This is a genomic window from Leptolyngbya sp. FACHB-1624, from assembly GCF_047649235.1.
In the GTDB taxonomy this organism is placed as follows: Bacteria; Cyanobacteriota; Cyanobacteriia; order Leptolyngbyales; family Leptolyngbyaceae; genus Leptolyngbya; species Leptolyngbya boryana.
On sequence record NZ_CP180258.1, the window covers coordinates 1,422,022 to 1,438,219 of the forward strand.

A 16,198-nucleotide genomic window follows, 5' to 3' on the forward strand; every position below is an offset into this window, starting at 1 on the left:
ACAAAACCTAAATTGAACACTAAATCGAACACTCAAGGTTAGATGCAGCAGCATACTGTCGTTCAGTTGCTTGCAGTCGATAAAGAGCAGCGTAGCGATCGTTGAGTTGCATTAAGGCTTCATGGGTTCCTCGTTCGACCAATCGCCCTCGCTCCATGTAAAAAATAAAATCAGCACGGGCAGCAAGTTCTAAATCATGCACAATCAAAAAGGTCGTGCGTCCAACTGACAAACGTTCTAAGGCATCGATTACTTCTTGCTCGTTTGCTTTATCTAAGCCCGTCGTCGGTTCATCTAAAATCAAAATCGGAGCCTGACGAATGGCGGCTCGTGCGATCGAGAGCCGCTGGCGTTGTCCACCCGATAGTGTTACACCCCGTTCGCCCAAAATCGTGTCATAGCCTTGGGGCAAGTTCAGAATAAACTCATGGGCATTTGCAAGTTTAGCAGCCGCGATCACATCGGCTTCGGTGGCTGTCGATGCCCCATAAGCAATGTTATCCCAAACACTAGCAGCAAAGAGTAAACTATCTTGCAAGACAACACTCATCTGAGTGCGCAAAGACTCCAGGGTATAACGGCGAATGTCTTGATTATCAATCAAAATTGTGCCTTGATCCGGTTCGTAGAGGCGTAGTAATAATGTTGTTAACGTCGATTTGCCACTGCCAGAATAGCCTACAATTGCAACGCGCTGCCCTGGTTTCACTGTAAAACTAATGTCTTGTAGAACCGAATAGCCTGGCTCATACGCAAAGCTCACGTTGTCAAACTGAACGGCTCCAGCCAATCGAGGGGCTGGTTTTGCTTCGGGCAAGTCGTAGATGTCTGGGGCTTGATCCAGCAGATCGAGAATGCGATCGCCAGCGGCAGAAGCTTTTGCCAATCGTCCAATATACTTGGCAAAGTCGCGCACGGGCTTAAAGGCATTTTTCAGATAAGTGAGAAATACAAGCAGATCTCCCGGAGTCAGCGCGTTCCTCAATACTAATTCTGCTCCACGCCATAGCACAAGCGCGGTTGCTGTCGCCAGAAGCACTTCTACTGTACGTTCTAGTTGAGCCGATAAGCGCTTTGCCTTCACGCCTTCTTTCAAGCTTTTCTGATTTTGATGCGTGAAGACTGTCGTAAATTTATCTTGTAACGATAATGCTTGAACTAATTTGATGGCTCCGATGGACTCGGCGGCGGTCGCTGCCATAGATCCTTCTCGTTGCCGCTGCTGTTTGGAGACAGCACGAATGCGTTGGGTGAGCCGAAAGGTAGAAAACCAGAAGATCGGCAATAAGGTTAGCCCTAGTATCGCGAGTTGTGCATTCAGCCAAAACATTACACCCACCATGCCGAAAAGAATCAGGCAGTTCGCGAGTAGGGGCAGTAATGCCGTAACAACGACCTCTTGAAGCACCGCTACATCACTGATCACCCGAAGGGTTAAATCTCCACTGCGCGTACGACTGTAGAACGATAAAGAGAGCGTTTGCAAATGGGTATAAAGTACACTGCGAATTTCAGTGAGCACCCGATTTCCTGCTAATGCAAATCCCACCGTGCTCCAATAGGCAGCGATACCTCTTATTCCAGCGAGTGCCACGATTGCGATCGCGCAAAGCAACAACAGCGATCGCGTATCTAAAGCCCCAATCAACGGCACAGGATGCAAAACGGCTCCACCTGCTTGTTGAACAAAAAGCTCATCAAAAATGAACTTGAGCGGCAATGGTTCTAGCAATCGCAGCGCAATTTCGCCAAACAATGCCAGCATCGAGAGTGTGATCAAAGATTGCTGCTTGCGAATGTAAGGCGAAAACCGTTTCAGGATTCGCCCGATGCCCGGAATCACCACTTGAAGCTGTTGAGCAGGATTCATCAAGCAACCTCCAGCGTTGAAACCGTTTGCTGCATGAAGCCGACGATCTGCTGTGCTACTCGTTCCCAAGTATGCTCTCGCAGAACAGTTGCTCGTGCTCGTTGTCCTAGTTGCAGACGTAATGATGGAGATTGATAGAGTTCAGCGAACTGTTGGGCTAACTGCCCCTGATTCCCTGGCTCATAGAGCAGCCCATTGACATCAGATTGAATCAAGGTCTGGATTTCTCCAATCCGGCTGGCAACGACAGGTAATCCGGCAGCCATATACTCATACACCTTGAGCGGCGAGAAATAAAAATCAGGATAGTCAGGATAAGGAGCGACAGCAACTTGCATTGATGCTAGCAGTCCTGGAATTTCGGTTGGAGCAACCTTGCCTGTGAACTGCACGGCTGTGTGGATATTGCGATCAAGGAGATCTGCTTCTAAACCAGCACGTTCAGGGCCGTCTCCCACGATCAAAAGTCGCGTTCGAGGAAACTCATCGTAAAACTGAACAAAAGCTTCGACTAAGGTGGGCAACCCATGCCAAGGTTTCATGGTGCCGACAAAGCCGATCGTAAAATCGTCGCTCGGTTGAGTCGGAATTTGCGGCTTCGTGAACCGATCAGGATTCACACCATTCGGAATAACCTGCACCTTTCCCTGAGTTTCCCGATAGTGCTTGAGATAGTTCGCAACTCCTTGGGAAACTGCAACAATGACATGAGCGGCGCGAAATACTCGCTGTGCAACAGCTTCTGCACTCTCGCGATGGACTAAGCCCCGATGAGTCGCTTGTTCTTGAATCAAAGGGGCATTGACCTCTAACACTCCCGGGATACCGTGACTGCGAGCATATTCCATGCCAGTAAAGCTCCACAACGAGTAGCGCTCATAGACGGCATCAAACGGTTCTGCTTGCTCTAATGCCAGTCGTAGCTCTAGATTGAGAGAGAGTAAGGTCAGTTCGCGTTGTCCGGTTTGGCGCGGTTCTATGGCAGCTTGACTCACCGCTCTCGGTAATGTAGGCAAGGTGTGGCAAGGAACAGCAGCAAAATCTGCTGGAGGTTCTCCGCCCCAGCGCATTGCAAATAGTTCTACTTGATGTCCTTGTTGCAGCAGTGCTCGAATCACTTCTTGTACATGAATCGAACACCCTTTACACCCAAATACGGGAATGCCTGGATCAGCACAAACATAGGCAATTCGCATTGTCATTCCTCCTACGTCACAATCGGATGTACTGCGATCGCGGCTCGAAACAAGGTTCGTAACTGAGCCGCATTGCGATGAATATCAAATTCTTGCTCAATCAGTTGTCTCGCTTGTGTCGCAAGTTGCACCCCGAATTTCGGGTTTTGTAGCAAATGCGCGATCGCATCCGCAAGCGCGATCGCGTCATGCTGGGGAACGCTTAATCCAGTCTTTTCGTGACGCACTACTTCTGGAATTCCTGCCACATCCGTGGAAATACAAGGCGTACCCAGTGCCATTGCTTCGAGTAACACAGTCGGTAAACCATCTTGATTACTATCCCTGCCAACGACACAGGGAGCCACTAACATCGCTGCGGATTGCACGTGCTGCACTAGTTCACCTTGCGGACGTGGGCCTAAGAGTTTAACTTGGTCTTGCACCCCGGACTGGAGAATTTGACGCTGTAAATTCGCTTCTTCTTCGCCTGTGCCGATAATGTCGCAGGTAAAGGAGATCCGGCGATCGACGAGAATTTTGCACGCCTCAATCAGTACTGCAAATCCCTTTTTCTCGATCAAGCGTCCGACTGCCAGAATCTTAGGGTTGCGCGGGTAGGGAGCCGCAAACGGAAAGCGCTGTAAATTGAGTCCATTGTAAATTCGCTGCACTCGGCTTGCGACAGAATCGTAGGTTTGCTGAAGATAGTTGAGGTTGTAATCACTCACTGTCACGACAGCATCAGCATCGTTCAAGAGTTGCTGATACTTGGTGGGAATCACACTGTTGTGAAAGATATCTTTCGCATGAGTCGTGAAAGAGTAAGGAATTTCGGCAAAGTAACTTGCTAATCGCGCCACGATCGTGGCAGAGGTCGCAAAATGTGCGTGTAGATGCGTAAAGCCTTGTTGCCGAACGATGCAGGCAAGCTGCACCGCTCTGTAAACATGATTGACCTCTTCTGCCTGAGCAACTTCTAGTTTTTGCCAAAAATTCGGTAGGATGCTACTCGCATCGTTGAACTGAGTCCACAAAGCAATGCCTGTTAGATCGTATGCAAACAGGTAAGTGACCCGCGATCGCACTTGAGCAATAATGTCTTGAAAATGCCCATCCAAGGGTGGATAGAGTGCAAAAATTTGTAAGTCTAATCCAGCCGCTTCATGGGCGAGAATCTCTGAAACAACAAAGGTTTCAGAATAACGCGGGTAGCGCTTCAAGACATATGCGACTTTTGCAGAATCGGGAACAGAACGGCAAGTATTCATTTTCTACTATGAGGCACAATAAGCAGATGCAGGCAATGCTGATTGGGTTAAGACAGCCATCACGAATTCGGGCAACCGATTTAAGCCATTGAGATCAATCGGCGATCGCGATGTTGCGGGTGTTGTCGGCTGATGCGCTAACCAATCGGTCAGGGCTGTTGGACTGAGATGATCTGGATGCAACACATCAATCCAACCTAGGTCTTGTAACCGTTTTGCTCGAATCCATTGTTCCAATCGGGGCTTGACGCGCGGCACAATCAGCGATCGCTTGCCAAACGACAGCAATTCGCAGGTCGTATTATAGCCGCCCATCGAAACGACAGAATCCGCCTGCTGCAATAGTTGAGTGGGTTCTTCGAGATACTCTACGATCCGTAAACGAGGATGAGTTGCCGCGTACGTTTGGAGAAGTTGTCGATCGCTAGCTGACATAAACGGACCTGTTAAAATCACGCCATTTGTATCCGGCGGAAAAGTTGCTTGAGCGAAGTGCTGCGCCAATGCTGCACCATCCTGTCCGCCCCCCACCAAACAAAGCGCTAATTTTCCCCCTGGCAAACCCAGATCATTGATAACCGTTTCGGGTGATGCAAGATACTGCAAGCGTTGACGCTGATCGAAATAACCCACGTAGCAAATTTTATTGGCAACCGTTCGCGAAAAACGATATTCCTGGGTGAGATCAAATACGGCTGGATCACCGTAAACCCAAACAGCATCATAATATCGCGCGATCGCTTCTTCGTTTGAGGCACGCTGCCATTCTCGTTGGACGATCCTCGGCTCATCCAACACATCCCGTAGTCCTAACACCATGCGGGTTTGACCCTGAGATCGCAAGTACTCTAGGGTCGGATTGAGTTCTCGCACCGCTCCGCGTGGCACGTTATCTACAATCAACAAATCCGGCGCAAAGGCTTTGAGCGCGGCTTGAATCACCTGCGATCGCATTGCAATTAAGGCTTGCAGCGGCATCTCTAAACGGCGGGGTTGGTACTGTCCCTCGCCATCCTTGTGCAAAGCAGGCAATGACAAATAATCGATATTCGGTGGGAGACTGGTACTGCGCCCTTCTTCCATTCCACTGATCAGGAGAATCGAGGCTTGCGGGAGTGATTGAGCCAGTGTCTGAGCAATCAGCAAATTGCGGCGCTTGTGCCCGAGTCCCATCGTGTCATGGGAGTAAAGCGCAATGCGGAGTGGAACGGATCGCTGAGAAAACTGTGACCAAGCATGTGATGTCATAAAATTGAATAACGATGGGTTGCACTGATGCTTGTAAGATTCGTTTTATCGATGGGTAAGGGGGATACTCTCTCAGCATGAATCGAGCAGAGATGACAAAAAATAACCAAAGGTAAAACCTTCATTAACCGTAAATTAACGTGGCGTTCACCCTTGTGTCATGAGCCTTCTGTGAGAAATGGATGAGAAGATTCTCATGAAGCTGTTTTCGTGAAACGATTGAATCTTGAGAACCAAGCTGCCAAGCTCCTCAAAATCGATAAAGCTATGGAATTTAAAGGCTCCTCTACGTCTGACTCAACGAAGCGACGAGTCCCGACAGTGATATCGAAGAATCCTCACTCGACCATCAGGCAATTTTTGGGGCAAAAACTGTTTTGGGCTGCCCGGACTCGCATCTTGTTTTGGTACACCGCGATCCTGCTATTTATTTTTTTAGTTTCGATTCCCGCCTTTCGCTATCTTCTGGCGATCGCAATTGATCAACGGGTCAGCCAGGACGTGAGTGAAAAAATTGAGGTCTTCAAAAATTTGCTAGAGGGGGAACTGTTGGATGAGCATAACGTCGAAGTAGACGACCCAGAGCTAATTAAGAACGACAAGCGGTTTCAAACTCCTTATTCCAAAGAAGAGTTAATTGATTTTTTTGATGCGTACTTAGCACGGCAAATTGTAGAAGATGATATCTTCCTGCTCACGTTTGTGGAGGGGAGATTTTACCAATCAAGCCCTAGGGCTAGACCCACTATTTTCAAAAGTGATTCCGCGCTCATGAAACAGTGGAAACAACAGACGACAGCGACACAAGGAAGATTCTCGATCAATGATCCCAAGAGCGGAGACGTTGTTTATATGCTTGAACCTGTAAAGGTGCGAGGTCAAACTCTGGGGGTACTGGTTATTGCTCATACAACTCGTGGAGAGGAGGCAGAGACCATTGAGGCGGTGGGTGTCGTGGTTAGGGTCGTTGCGGCATTGCTGCTACTAGCATTGCTGCTCGCGTGGTTAGCGTCAGAGCAAGTCTTATTACCCCTACAGTCGTTGAGTCATGCCACTCGCAGAATTAGCGAATCCGATCTAAATCAGCGCTTAGAAGTGCAAGGCACAGGACAAATTGCAGACTTAGCACATTCGTTTAATGCCATGATGGATCGGCTAGAGGCATCCTTTATCAGTCAGCGCAACTTGATTAATGATGCGGGGCACGAACTCCGTACTCCGATCACGATTATCCAAGGGCATTTGGAACTCATCAGCGACGATCCAATCGAACATCAGGAAACGCTGGCAGTGGTGAGAGACGAATTGGATCGAATGACGCGACTGGTGAATGATTTAATTCTGTTAGCCAAATCAGAGCGTCCGGATTTCTTGCAGGTTGAGCCAGTTGATCTAGATGGGTTTACTGAAGAACTCTTCTCAAAAGCACAGGCATTGGCGGAACGCAACTGGGCGCTAGAAGGCAATGCGACAGGGATAGCGATGTTCGATCGCCAGCGCATGACGCAGGCAATCATGAATCTGGCACAAAACGCAACGCAGTTTACACAAGCGCGTGACACGATTACTCTCGGCTTAGCGATCGCGCAAGGGGATGTGCACTTCTGGGTACGCGATACTGGAGAAGGCATTGCTTTGAGCGATCAAACCCGGATTTTCAATCGTTTCGCCCGTGCTGCGAACAGTCGGCGGCGCTCGGAAGGATCTGGACTAGGATTATCTATTGTCAAATCGATCGCCGAAGCGCACGGTGGCGAAGTTACGGTTCGGAGTCAACCGGGGCAAGGGGCAACCTTTGCGATCGTCATTCCCCTTCAAATCGAGGAGAAGTAATGCTCATGCAGATTTTAATTGCAGAAGATGAACCGAGAATTGCAGCATTCATTGAAAAAGGCTTACGTGCGAATGGATTTACCACGACGATCGCATCCACAGCAAGCGATGTGCTGAACTTGGCAGTCAAGAGCGACTTTGATCTGTTGATTCTGGATTTAGGATTGCCCGAAAAAGACGGGCTAGAGGTGTTAGAAGAACTGCGCGGACAAGGCTGTCAGATCCCGATTGTGATCCTCACGGCTCGAGACGATATTCAGGACAAAATTGCAGGCTTAGAAGGTGGGGCGGATGACTATATGACAAAGCCCTTTCGGTTTGAAGAACTGCTAGTACGGGTAAAGCTGAGACTGCGTGGACACACGAACACCGCAGCGCCAGAGGATACCATTCTGAGTGCCGGGAATGCTGTTCTAAATTTGCGAACGCGCAAAGTGCAAGTGGGTAGCAAAATGATTGAATTACCCGCGCGTGAGTTCACGTTAGCTGAGATGTTCTTTCGGCATCCCGGTCAGGTGTTAAGCCGCCAGCAATTACTCGATCGCGTTTGGGGTTATGACTACGATCCTGGTTCCAATATCTTAGATGTGTATGTGGGTTATTTGCGAAAAAAGCTTGGAGGCGAGTTGTTTGAAACCGTCCGAGGTGTAGGCTATCGCTTGCGTGCCTAAGCGTGTTTTCATCGAACATTCATTGAGTTTTGATGAAAGATGTCGAGGCTTCAAGGAGAACATTTTTTCTGCCTAGCTCAGATGTTTCTGCTTTAACAACTGTGACTTCTTGATAAGCTATGAATTCAAGAAAGAGCAACCTGTCCAACCATGAAATTACAAGTCAAAATTTGTGGAATTACCAAAACCGATCAAGCGATCGACATTGAAAACGCAGGCGCAACCGCGATCGGGTTTATCTGTGTGCCGGACACACCTCGCTACATCGCTCCAGAACAAATTCGACTCATTACTCAACAGTTAAGCGTCGATCGAGTCGGCGTGTTTCTCGATGCGGATATCGATACCATTCGCGAAACAGTTGAGATTTCAAATCTCAACGTCGTTCAACTGCATGGCAAAGAATCCCCAGAATTTTGTCAAGCCCTGCGATCGCTCAACATTAAATTAATCAAGGCATTGCGGATACGATCGCAACAAGATCTCGCACAAGCTCAGAACTATCACACTCACGTCGATGTGCTACTACTCGATGCGTATCATCCCCAGCAAGCAGGCGGAACTGGATTAACGATCGACTGGACAATGCTCAAAGAATTCGATCCCACTTGTGAATGGTGGTTAGCAGGCGGATTGAACCCAGAAAATATTTTAGAAGCCCTTGCCTTAGTCACCCCGCATGGCATTGATCTTTCCAGCGGATTAGAAAACGCCCCAGGTGATAAAAGCCTGGAGCGTGTCCATCAACTATTCACTTGCTTGAAGAGTTACCAGAATGAAGGCTGGTGACGAATCAAGTTCAGATACTCCTCGCGAGTCTTCTGATCATCTTGAAACACTCCGACCATTGCACTCGTTACTGTCCAAGAACCAGGCTTTTGCACCCCACGCATCACCATGCACATGTGCGTTGCTTCCATCACAACCGCAACACCGCGAGGTTGTAGGACTTCTTGCAACGCCTCAGCAACTTGGCGCGTCAAACGCTCTTGAACCTGCAAGCGGCGAGAATACATCTCCACAATCCGTGCTAGCTTACTTAACCCCACAACCTTCTCATTGGGAATGTAAGCAACATGCGCGCGACCCATAAACGGCAGCATATGATGTTCGCACAAGCTAAAGAAATTGATGTCGCGCACCAACACCATTTCATTGTGACCTTCATCAAAGATTGCACCATTGACTAACTCTTCAAGCGATTGGTTATAACCGCTCGTCAAAAAGCGCATCGCATCCGCAACCCGTTTGGGTGTTTTCAGTAAACCTTCGCGCTCGGGATCTTCCCCCACCCCGACTAACATTGTGCGTACCGCATCCATCATCTGTTCGCGGGTTTCATCACTAGGAGGCGTAATTTTAGCTTCCTGACCGTTCTGTGTATTGCGATCGGGTCTGGATTCTAAATTCTTGGAGCTAAATCCGTTCGGTGTGGCAAGAGTCATAATGAATGTTGCAAAAAGTAAGTGTGCAAAAAGAGAACCAGCTAAAACGTCCCGGCATTGGGCATGAGAATCATCTCTTCTACCACAGCCCGATCGTTCATTGTTGCCGCCTGCAAAATCGCATCCGCTACAATGTCAGGCGTTAACATTGCAGCACGATCGAAGTCGGCATGAACCGTCTCGGTATCCCAGATGGCAGTATTGACTGATCCAGGCGAAATGGTTACAACTCGAATCCCATGTGCTCGTTCCTCGGCAGCAAGGGTTTTCGAGAGTGCTAAAACTCCAAACTTACTGACGCAATACGCGCCCCAGTTTGGAAAAGTCTGATGTGCTGCGATCGAGGCGACGTTGATAATCGTGCCGCGTTTGCGCGATCGCATGCCGGGTAAAACGGCTTGCACACATTGGAAAACACTGGTGACATTGAGATCGATCACCCGTTGCCAATCGGATAATGGCATTTCACCCAAAGTTCCGGTGTATGCCATTCCTGCATTGTTGACCAGAATGTCGATCGTGCCAGCTTTAGAAATCAACTCTTCTAAGCGCGATCGCACAGTCGTTACATCAGCTAAATCAATAGCATAGGCTTGGGCATCGACCCCAAGCGATCGCGCTTCTTGTGCCACTGCATCCAATTTGGATTGAGAGCGGCTGACCAAGACCAGATCAATTCCGCTACGCGCGAACGCTAGAGCAGTTGCCTGACCGATTCCGCTACTCGCCCCGGTAATCAGGGCACGTCGATTGATGGAGGAAGTCATGAATCCCCAGTTAAAACCTCAATAGATGGAAAACTTTTCTCAATTTGCAAACGTTCTAGATCTCGGTGTCATTGCGATGAAATAGACGCGCACGCAGCTTGAATGAATCTGTGGCGAACATGGAAAAACAGCTTAAATGAACGGCGTTGGCAAATGAATGAGAATGAGCCAGTTTTTTAACAAATCGTTACGTTCTCAATTATATCGTGGTGTGACGCGGTTTGTGAGGGGGAATTGGATTTAGGTGGATGAGGGTGGGGAGTAGGGAGTGGGGAGTAGAGCCACTCCCCACTCAAAAACTCTAAACGTGAGTCGGCATCCCCGCTTCTGTAAACACGCCGATACTGCGGAATTTTTGATAGCGCAGTTCGCGCCGTTGTTGGGGAGTCAGTTGATCTAATTCGGCTAAATTTCTCAGAATTGCGGTTTTTAGGGTTTCGGCAGCTTCTAGAGGATGATTGTGCGCGCCGCCGATCGGTTCTGGTAACACCTCGTCGGCAATGCCTAGTTCTTTCAAGTCGGGTGCAGTGATTTTTAGGGCTTCGGCTGCTTGTGCTGATTTTGTTGAGTCTCGCCAGAGAATCGTTGCACAAGTTTCGGGTGGAGCCACACTATAGACGGCATGTTCAAACATCAGCAGGCGTTCTCCAACCCCGATCGCGAGTGCTCCTCCCGATCCGCCTTCGCCAATTACACTACAAATAATCGGCACTTCAAATCCAAACATCTCACGCAAGTTATACGCGATCGCTTCTCCTTGTCCGAATTGTTCTGCTTCGAGTCCTGCCCAAGCTGCCGGAGTATCAATGAAGGTCAAAATCGGCATACCAAAGCGATCAGCATGTTCCATTAATCGAATCGCCTTGCGGTAGCCACTGGGCGAAGCCTGACCAAAATTTCGTCGAATGTTGTCTTTGGTGTTGCGTCCTTTTTGTTGACCGAGCATCACTACAGGGCGACCGTTGATCCGACCAACTCCTCCGACGACGGCAGGATCATCATGCCCACCGCGATCGCCATGTAGCTCCATCCATTCGTCACTAATTGCCTGAATATAATCGAGCGTACTGGGGCGACGGGGGTGACGGGCGACTTGCAAGCGCTGCCCAGGCGTGAGGCTGCTAAAAATTTCTTTGCGAAGCTCAACGGCACGGGCTTCTAACAAGGCAATTTGATCAGACAAATCCACCTCATTTTCTTCTGCCAATTCCCGAACCTGAGTAATTCGGGCTTCGAGTTCAGCAAGCGGCTTTTCAAAATCAAGCAAAATTGGACGACGATCGGCAGAATTGGGCATAACTACACCACTCCAAGACTGTGGAGATGTGAGGGATTTTCTTTGGTCTAGCGTAGCGGTATTCGGACAGATTCACAACTCAGAGCGTTGTGCAGTCAAATTTGCTACACCTTCATTACTGTACAGAAATTATTCATCCACATCTGAAAATATTGATGTCGAAATCGTTCAAATCCTGCAACATTGACTAAAACTTGCTTGAGTTTTTGGCGATCGTAATAGCGTTTATGATCGCGAATTTCGGCTTCATCGATAATTCCGATGCGATAGGAAAGAAACTCTAAAACAGGTTGTGCCCAAACGGAAGGAACCGTTAAAACCAGTCTCCCACCCGGTTTGAGTACTCGATGAATTTCTTTTAAAATTGCTTGCTCATGCTCGATATGCTCTAAAACAGCCAGCATGGTGACGGTATCAAAACTCGCATCAGCAAAGGGAAGTTCTTCCCCCAGATGGACTTGCACGGCTTTGAGCTTATCCGTTTGAAATTCTGCGACTTTGAAATCGACGCCATAGCCTTTTTGAATTCGCGGCTCGATCGCTCTTAAGAAAGCGGCATTGCGACCGCAACCGACATCTAAGACGATCGCGTTTTCGGGAATTTCTGCGATGACTCGTCGGAGCCGCAACCAACGCAACAACGGTTCTAAAAGAGGTTCACGCTGCTTTTTCAACTTTCTACTCTCCTACTTGAACGGGAATGTCTAGGGCTTTGGTTTTGGCATCGAACCAAGTGACAGATTCTTGAACCATTGTGAGCCGCAAGGTGTACTGACCTGCGCGATTGGGTGCTGTAATTTTAGCGTTCAATGCTACCGCTTGATTGGGCGGCAGGTCAAAGGGAAGGGGCGTGCGATCGTACTCGATCGGCTCACTCTGAGACTTTTCATTGATCCAGCGATAAGAGAAATTGACGGGAGTATTGCCACTTCTGAACCAGGTAAAATCACCTGTGTTACGAACGAGAACTGGCAAGGTGATCGCAGATTTGACTCTCATCTGGGTTGGTGCGGTCGTGATGATGCGGATCGCCTGGGCATAATCGGGCAAGGGGCTATTCGGCGGTACTGGAATCACAAAGGAAGTAAACCCTCCGGATTGAAAGGTTTGAATTCCCGCGATCGACGAAGCAGGCAGATCTCGACCCGGTTGATTGTTTCCTGTAGTCGCCTGAATCAGGCACAATCGACCTTTAGCTTTTCCTCGTGAAGCTGTATGCAGCCACTCCAGTAAGCCCGACAGAGGAATATTTTGTCGCATTGGTAAGCCAGGGGGATCGGCACCGCTATAGCCATTAATCATAGGCACATTGGCTCGCATTCCTGCCCACATTGCCTGGGTTTGCTCATTGTAAAAGGCATCTTTGCCGCTTAAAGCAACATAGGCAAAGCTACAGTCTTTCTGCATTAAAGATTGTAGTTCTGCTTCAGGTTGCAAGACTGCCATGCGATCGAAGCTTTGCGGAGTCCAGACGATTTGTTCAGGTAGGGTGAGCAGAATCAAGCTCAAGGCGATCGCAGTTCTAATCTTTGGATTGGCAAAGCGATGTTTTAAATAAGCATCCACGCAGAGCAGAACGCCGAGCAGTAGATAGAAATACATCATCAGCGCAATCCGAGATACGGCTCGAACCGAGTTTGCGCCTGGAATCAGTTGGGCAATGAATTTCCATAGAGAGTAATCAAAGACTGAAAGCGAAAGCAGGAAAATGATGCCAAAGGTGAACAGACAAGCTTGAGCAAGTAGTTTTCGCTCTGGATCAAGGACGTGAGCCTGTGCTTTCAAAACATAAAGCGCAAATCCGGTTACGCCTAAGATGACAAAGCCGAGAAAGATCTGATGCTCATGAACCATCGGCGTATGGGCTGAAAGTGGAAACAGCCACGGTCGCCACAAACTTCCATCTGCGGGCAAGAGCCAAGATTGCAGTCGCGGCAGCATCGATGCAATTTCTGAATAAGGCTTTTTGCCGATGACCTTACTAATTTCCAGGTAAGGCAGAAAGAGTGCTATCACTGCCCCCATCCAAACTAAAAGCGCGATCGCAGTTTCTTTCCAGGTTCGTTTGAGAAATTCCGTGATGCGCGTCTTAAAGTCACGATCAAGCCAAAACATTACAGGCAAGAACACAAGTAAACTGAAAACGAGAAACCAACCTAGATAGACTGCTGCCAAGAGTTGCAGATAGATCAAAGTCAACGCCCAGCGCAATCGATTGGAGGTCGGCTTCTGAATGAATCGCCAAACACAGAGAAATGCGATCGGGGTAAAAAACTGAGGAAAGAGTTGATGATGTCCGAGTTTTGCGGCTCTCGGCAGTCCAAATGCAAATAAAAAACCTCCGAATCCAGAGAGAACAGGACTGACCCGCAAGCGGCGCAAGACAATCACAAAGGCAGCAAAGCAGAGCCAAATGATGGTGATCATCCAGAGTTGAAAGGCGTGATCTGGATTCAATACCGATCGAAATAACCAATAAATCGGCGCACAACCAAATAAGTTTTCTGAAAATGCTAAAGCATTCTTGAAAGGATAGAAAAAAGAAGGTGACCAGAGCGTTCCTGTATAGTTACGATTCACTAGAAGCTGAAAGGAATGCTCCAAAAAATAGTGCAGGATGCGAGTATCTCCGCGCTCTGCTTGAATTTTGGTGAAGCCGCTGAGGATGGTGGGTGAATACATCATCAGGGTGCCAATCAAGCTGATGACGATATAGAAAAGGCTCGTCATGAATTTGCGATTGGGAGCTTTTGATAAAGTCATAACTGCTAGTAACGCTGATCAATAGACGTAACCGTTGCTTCAATTGCTTGAGTTGACTGTGGCAGATGGGTTGGCATCTCGCTGACTCCTTCAGCAATCAAAGAAAATCTCAGGGTGTATGTTCCAGGTTTGGACGGGAACGTGATATCTCCGATCGCTTCTGCGGTTTTTCCACGTCGGGGCTGTCCAGAGATAAATAGGCGATATTCCAGCACGTTCTGCTTGAGAATATCAGTAAATAAGACCCGAACTCGGGCTTCTCCTAGATGGCTTGCCCCGGTTTGATAGCCAAACCAGCGAGATGTGCCTGTATTTTGTACGATCGCACGCACGCGAATTTTTCCGCCCACTGGAATCGAGAGCGTGTCCGGTAGAGGATTTTTTTCTGCATCTCGAAGCTGGAGAATTTGACCAGCTAATCCAGATGTATAGTTGGGCTGACGAGTGGGGTGCGTGATCCGAAACATCAGACTATGGGCATGTCGCTCGATTTGGCTGTCTGGATGCTGCCACAGTTTTCCTTCTGCATCAGTTAATTTTGATGAGAACGGGTCATATTCGATCACCGTCGGAATTCCATCCCAAAAACATGCACCAAACACGCCAACAACTTGGACAAAGACTGAGAAGGTCAATAACCCGGAAACGATCAAAATTTTCAAATTCAGCAGTTTACGCCGGGAAAGAGCATCTGCGATCGCATAGTTCACGGAAAAGCATAGAATCGGCAGCAGATCCGTTAAAAAACGATATCCATAAGACGCACCTGCCCACCACATTCTAAAAAAGCAATATTGCAACAAGAGCGGAATACAGCTTAAAAACAGCAGAATCAATAATTTTTCATCTTTTTGCTTCCAGCGTCGAAAGATCTGTATGAATCCTAGAATTGCCAAAATTAGGATTGGACTGTAAACAAATAAACCTCGACTTGGGCTAAATAAAAGTCCCGTAAATCCTGCAATAAACTGTTCAAATGTCAGTGTAAAAAGATTAGAAAACGTGCCATATCCGCCTGTGAAACTTTTAAAGTAATAGAGATTCCAAGCAATACTAATTAGGGCAGAAGATAACCCTAGAACTGTAAAAAATGCTTGGCGGCGATACAGCGCGATCGCATAAACCACGATCGATAATAAAAACACCAAATTCGTCGGGCGAATCCCTAACATCAATCCGCCCAAAATTCCGGCATTTAAGAGCAAGAGAGATTTTGTCGTTGGGTCACGATTTGCTTTGAAAAAGCAGAGCATGACGGCAATCAAGACCAAATTTGTCGAGCCATGCTGCCATAAAGCTTGTGAATTAATCACCCAATGATGCGTTGCAAACGCATAAATAAAAGCAGAAATCAGTGCAACTGATCGCTCAAACTTCAGGCGACTTAATTGATAAAACAAAGCGACAGCAAAGCTTGCGATGATCGCAGCAGCAAATCTTTCTAACAGTAATCGCGTGTCAGAAAATGCAGCACTGGTAATCTCGATCGACTGAAAGCCATGACTGATCCATAACAAGAGCGCAAAGCAGACATAAATCGGAAAACTGACGATCGCAGGTCCAATCGGATAGACCGAGACAAGATGAGCACTCTTCGACTCCCAAAAGAAGTAAGGAGGCAGACCGCCGTTGTAGTAAATTCCCTGCCTGAAGTTATCAAAATCCAATCTGCCGTTGAATAACCAATTGAAGGCAAGTAAGGAATTCGGAATACTATCCGGTGATGCGAGCGCCTGATAATTGACGATGCCCTTTGCACTCCATGAGTAGACAAGCAGGCAAGCAAAAAAAATCAGCCACGAATCTTTGAGCTTAAAGCGCTGTGCATCAAGTAAAGACTGCCATTTTATCGACATAG

General features: G+C 48.0%; 13 protein-coding genes. 3 read left to right on the forward strand and 10 right to left on the reverse strand.

What is annotated here, in order from left to right; all coding sequences use genetic code 11:
• Nucleotides 1–19: 19 nt before the first annotated feature.
• From ACMUEV_RS06540 to ACMUEV_RS06555, 4 genes are read right to left on the reverse strand one after another with little or no spacing between them, the layout of a single operon-like run.
• Nucleotides 20–1,870 (reverse strand): ABC transporter ATP-binding protein, encoded by a 1,851-nt coding sequence (locus tag ACMUEV_RS06540; protein ID WP_190652129.1) that lies wholly within the window; start codon nucleotides 1,868–1,870, stop codon nucleotides 20–22.
• Complete coding sequence (locus tag ACMUEV_RS06545; RefSeq protein WP_190652128.1) at nucleotides 1,870–3,066, reverse strand: glycosyltransferase family 4 protein; 1,197 nt, start codon at nucleotides 3,064–3,066, stop codon at nucleotides 1,870–1,872. The genes ACMUEV_RS06540 and ACMUEV_RS06545 overlap by 1 nt, the downstream gene beginning before the upstream one ends.
• 11 nt (nucleotides 3,067–3,077) lie before the next feature.
• Nucleotides 3,078–4,316 carry a glycosyltransferase family 4 protein gene (locus ACMUEV_RS06550; protein ID WP_190652127.1) on the reverse strand — a complete coding sequence of 413 codons (1,239 nt, stop codon included), beginning with the start codon at nucleotides 4,314–4,316 and terminating at the stop codon, nucleotides 3,078–3,080.
• Nucleotides 4,317–4,322: 6 nt separating this feature from the next.
• Nucleotides 4,323–5,564 (reverse strand): glycosyltransferase family protein, encoded by a 1,242-nt coding sequence (locus tag ACMUEV_RS06555; RefSeq protein ID WP_190652126.1) that lies wholly within the window; start codon nucleotides 5,562–5,564, stop codon nucleotides 4,323–4,325.
• A gap of 210 nt (nucleotides 5,565–5,774) precedes the next feature.
• Between ACMUEV_RS06555 and ACMUEV_RS06560 the strand changes: the two genes are divergently transcribed.
• The 3 genes from ACMUEV_RS06560 to ACMUEV_RS06570 all read left to right on the forward strand — a co-directional run bounded on the left by ACMUEV_RS06560 (nucleotide 5,775) and on the right by ACMUEV_RS06570 (nucleotide 8,857).
• Entirely contained in the window at nucleotides 5,775–7,397 is a 1,623-nt protein-coding gene (locus tag ACMUEV_RS06560) for an ATP-binding protein (protein ID WP_190652125.1), read from the forward strand.
• A 5-nt stretch (nucleotides 7,398–7,402) separates the two neighbouring features.
• Nucleotides 7,403–8,068, forward strand: coding sequence for a response regulator transcription factor (locus tag ACMUEV_RS06565; RefSeq protein WP_415354744.1), 666 nt, complete (start codon nucleotides 7,403–7,405; stop codon nucleotides 8,066–8,068).
• Between the two features lie 150 nt (nucleotides 8,069–8,218).
• The gene (locus ACMUEV_RS06570) at nucleotides 8,219–8,857 is read left to right on the forward strand and encodes a phosphoribosylanthranilate isomerase (protein WP_190652123.1); all 639 of its coding nucleotides are present in this window, start codon (nucleotides 8,219–8,221) and stop codon (nucleotides 8,855–8,857) included.
• On the opposite strand, the gene folE is transcribed toward ACMUEV_RS06570, so the two are convergent.
• From folE to ACMUEV_RS06600, 6 genes are all read right to left on the reverse strand, one after another.
• Nucleotides 8,836–9,513, reverse strand: a complete 678-nt coding sequence (folE, locus tag ACMUEV_RS06575; protein ID WP_190652122.1) for a GTP cyclohydrolase I FolE — start codon at nucleotides 9,511–9,513, stop codon at nucleotides 8,836–8,838. The two genes, ACMUEV_RS06570 and folE, sit on opposite strands and share 22 nt — an antisense overlap.
• Before the next feature lie 41 nt (nucleotides 9,514–9,554).
• Nucleotides 9,555–10,280 (reverse strand): SDR family oxidoreductase, encoded by a 726-nt coding sequence (locus ACMUEV_RS06580; RefSeq protein WP_017289938.1) that lies wholly within the window; start codon nucleotides 10,278–10,280, stop codon nucleotides 9,555–9,557.
• A gap of 301 nt (nucleotides 10,281–10,581) precedes the next feature.
• Nucleotides 10,582–11,577 carry an acetyl-CoA carboxylase carboxyltransferase subunit alpha gene (locus ACMUEV_RS06585; protein WP_190652121.1) on the reverse strand — a complete coding sequence of 332 codons (996 nt, stop codon included), beginning with the start codon at nucleotides 11,575–11,577 and terminating at the stop codon, nucleotides 10,582–10,584.
• A gap of 104 nt (nucleotides 11,578–11,681) precedes the next feature.
• Nucleotides 11,682–12,251 (reverse strand): class I SAM-dependent methyltransferase, encoded by a 570-nt coding sequence (locus ACMUEV_RS06590; protein ID WP_017289936.1) that lies wholly within the window; start codon nucleotides 12,249–12,251, stop codon nucleotides 11,682–11,684.
• 4 nt (nucleotides 12,252–12,255) lie between these two features.
• Entirely contained in the window at nucleotides 12,256–14,340 is a 2,085-nt protein-coding gene (locus ACMUEV_RS06595; RefSeq protein WP_190652120.1) for a hypothetical protein, read from the reverse strand.
• Between the two features lie 5 nt (nucleotides 14,341–14,345).
• Nucleotides 14,346–16,196, reverse strand: coding sequence for a glycosyltransferase family 39 protein (locus ACMUEV_RS06600; protein ID WP_190652119.1), 1,851 nt, complete (start codon nucleotides 16,194–16,196; stop codon nucleotides 14,346–14,348).
• Nucleotides 16,197–16,198: the final 2 nt, after the last annotated feature.

What these genes read in the sequence shown, in the direction of transcription:
- ACMUEV_RS06540 (WP_190652129.1), bottom strand. Translation starts at nt 1,870, where the DNA reads ATGAATCCTGCTCAACAGCTTCAAGTGGTGATTCCGGGCATCGGGCGA.
- ACMUEV_RS06545 (WP_190652128.1), bottom strand. Translation starts at nt 3,066, where the DNA reads ATGCGAATTGCCTATGTTTGTGCTGATCCAGGCATTCCCGTATTTGGG.
- ACMUEV_RS06550 (WP_190652127.1), bottom strand. Translation starts at nt 4,316, where the DNA reads ATGAATACTTGCCGTTCTGTTCCCGATTCTGCAAAAGTCGCATATGTC.
- ACMUEV_RS06555 (WP_190652126.1), bottom strand. Translation starts at nt 5,564, where the DNA reads ATGACATCACATGCTTGGTCACAGTTTTCTCAGCGATCCGTTCCACTC.
- ACMUEV_RS06565 (WP_415354744.1), top strand. Translation starts at nt 7,403, where the DNA reads ATGCAGATTTTAATTGCAGAAGATGAACCGAGAATTGCAGCATTCATT.
- ACMUEV_RS06570 (WP_190652123.1), top strand. Translation starts at nt 8,219, where the DNA reads ATGAAATTACAAGTCAAAATTTGTGGAATTACCAAAACCGATCAAGCG.
- folE (WP_190652122.1), bottom strand. Translation starts at nt 9,513, where the DNA reads ATGACTCTTGCCACACCGAACGGATTTAGCTCCAAGAATTTAGAATCC.
- ACMUEV_RS06580 (WP_017289938.1), bottom strand. Translation starts at nt 10,280, where the DNA reads ATGACTTCCTCCATCAATCGACGTGCCCTGATTACCGGGGCGAGTAGC.
- ACMUEV_RS06585 (WP_190652121.1), bottom strand. Translation starts at nt 11,577, where the DNA reads ATGCCCAATTCTGCCGATCGTCGTCCAATTTTGCTTGATTTTGAAAAG.
- ACMUEV_RS06595 (WP_190652120.1), bottom strand. Translation starts at nt 14,340, where the DNA reads ATGACTTTATCAAAAGCTCCCAATCGCAAATTCATGACGAGCCTTTTC.
- ACMUEV_RS06600 (WP_190652119.1), bottom strand. Translation starts at nt 16,196, where the DNA reads ATGTCGATAAAATGGCAGTCTTTACTTGATGCACAGCGCTTTAAGCTC.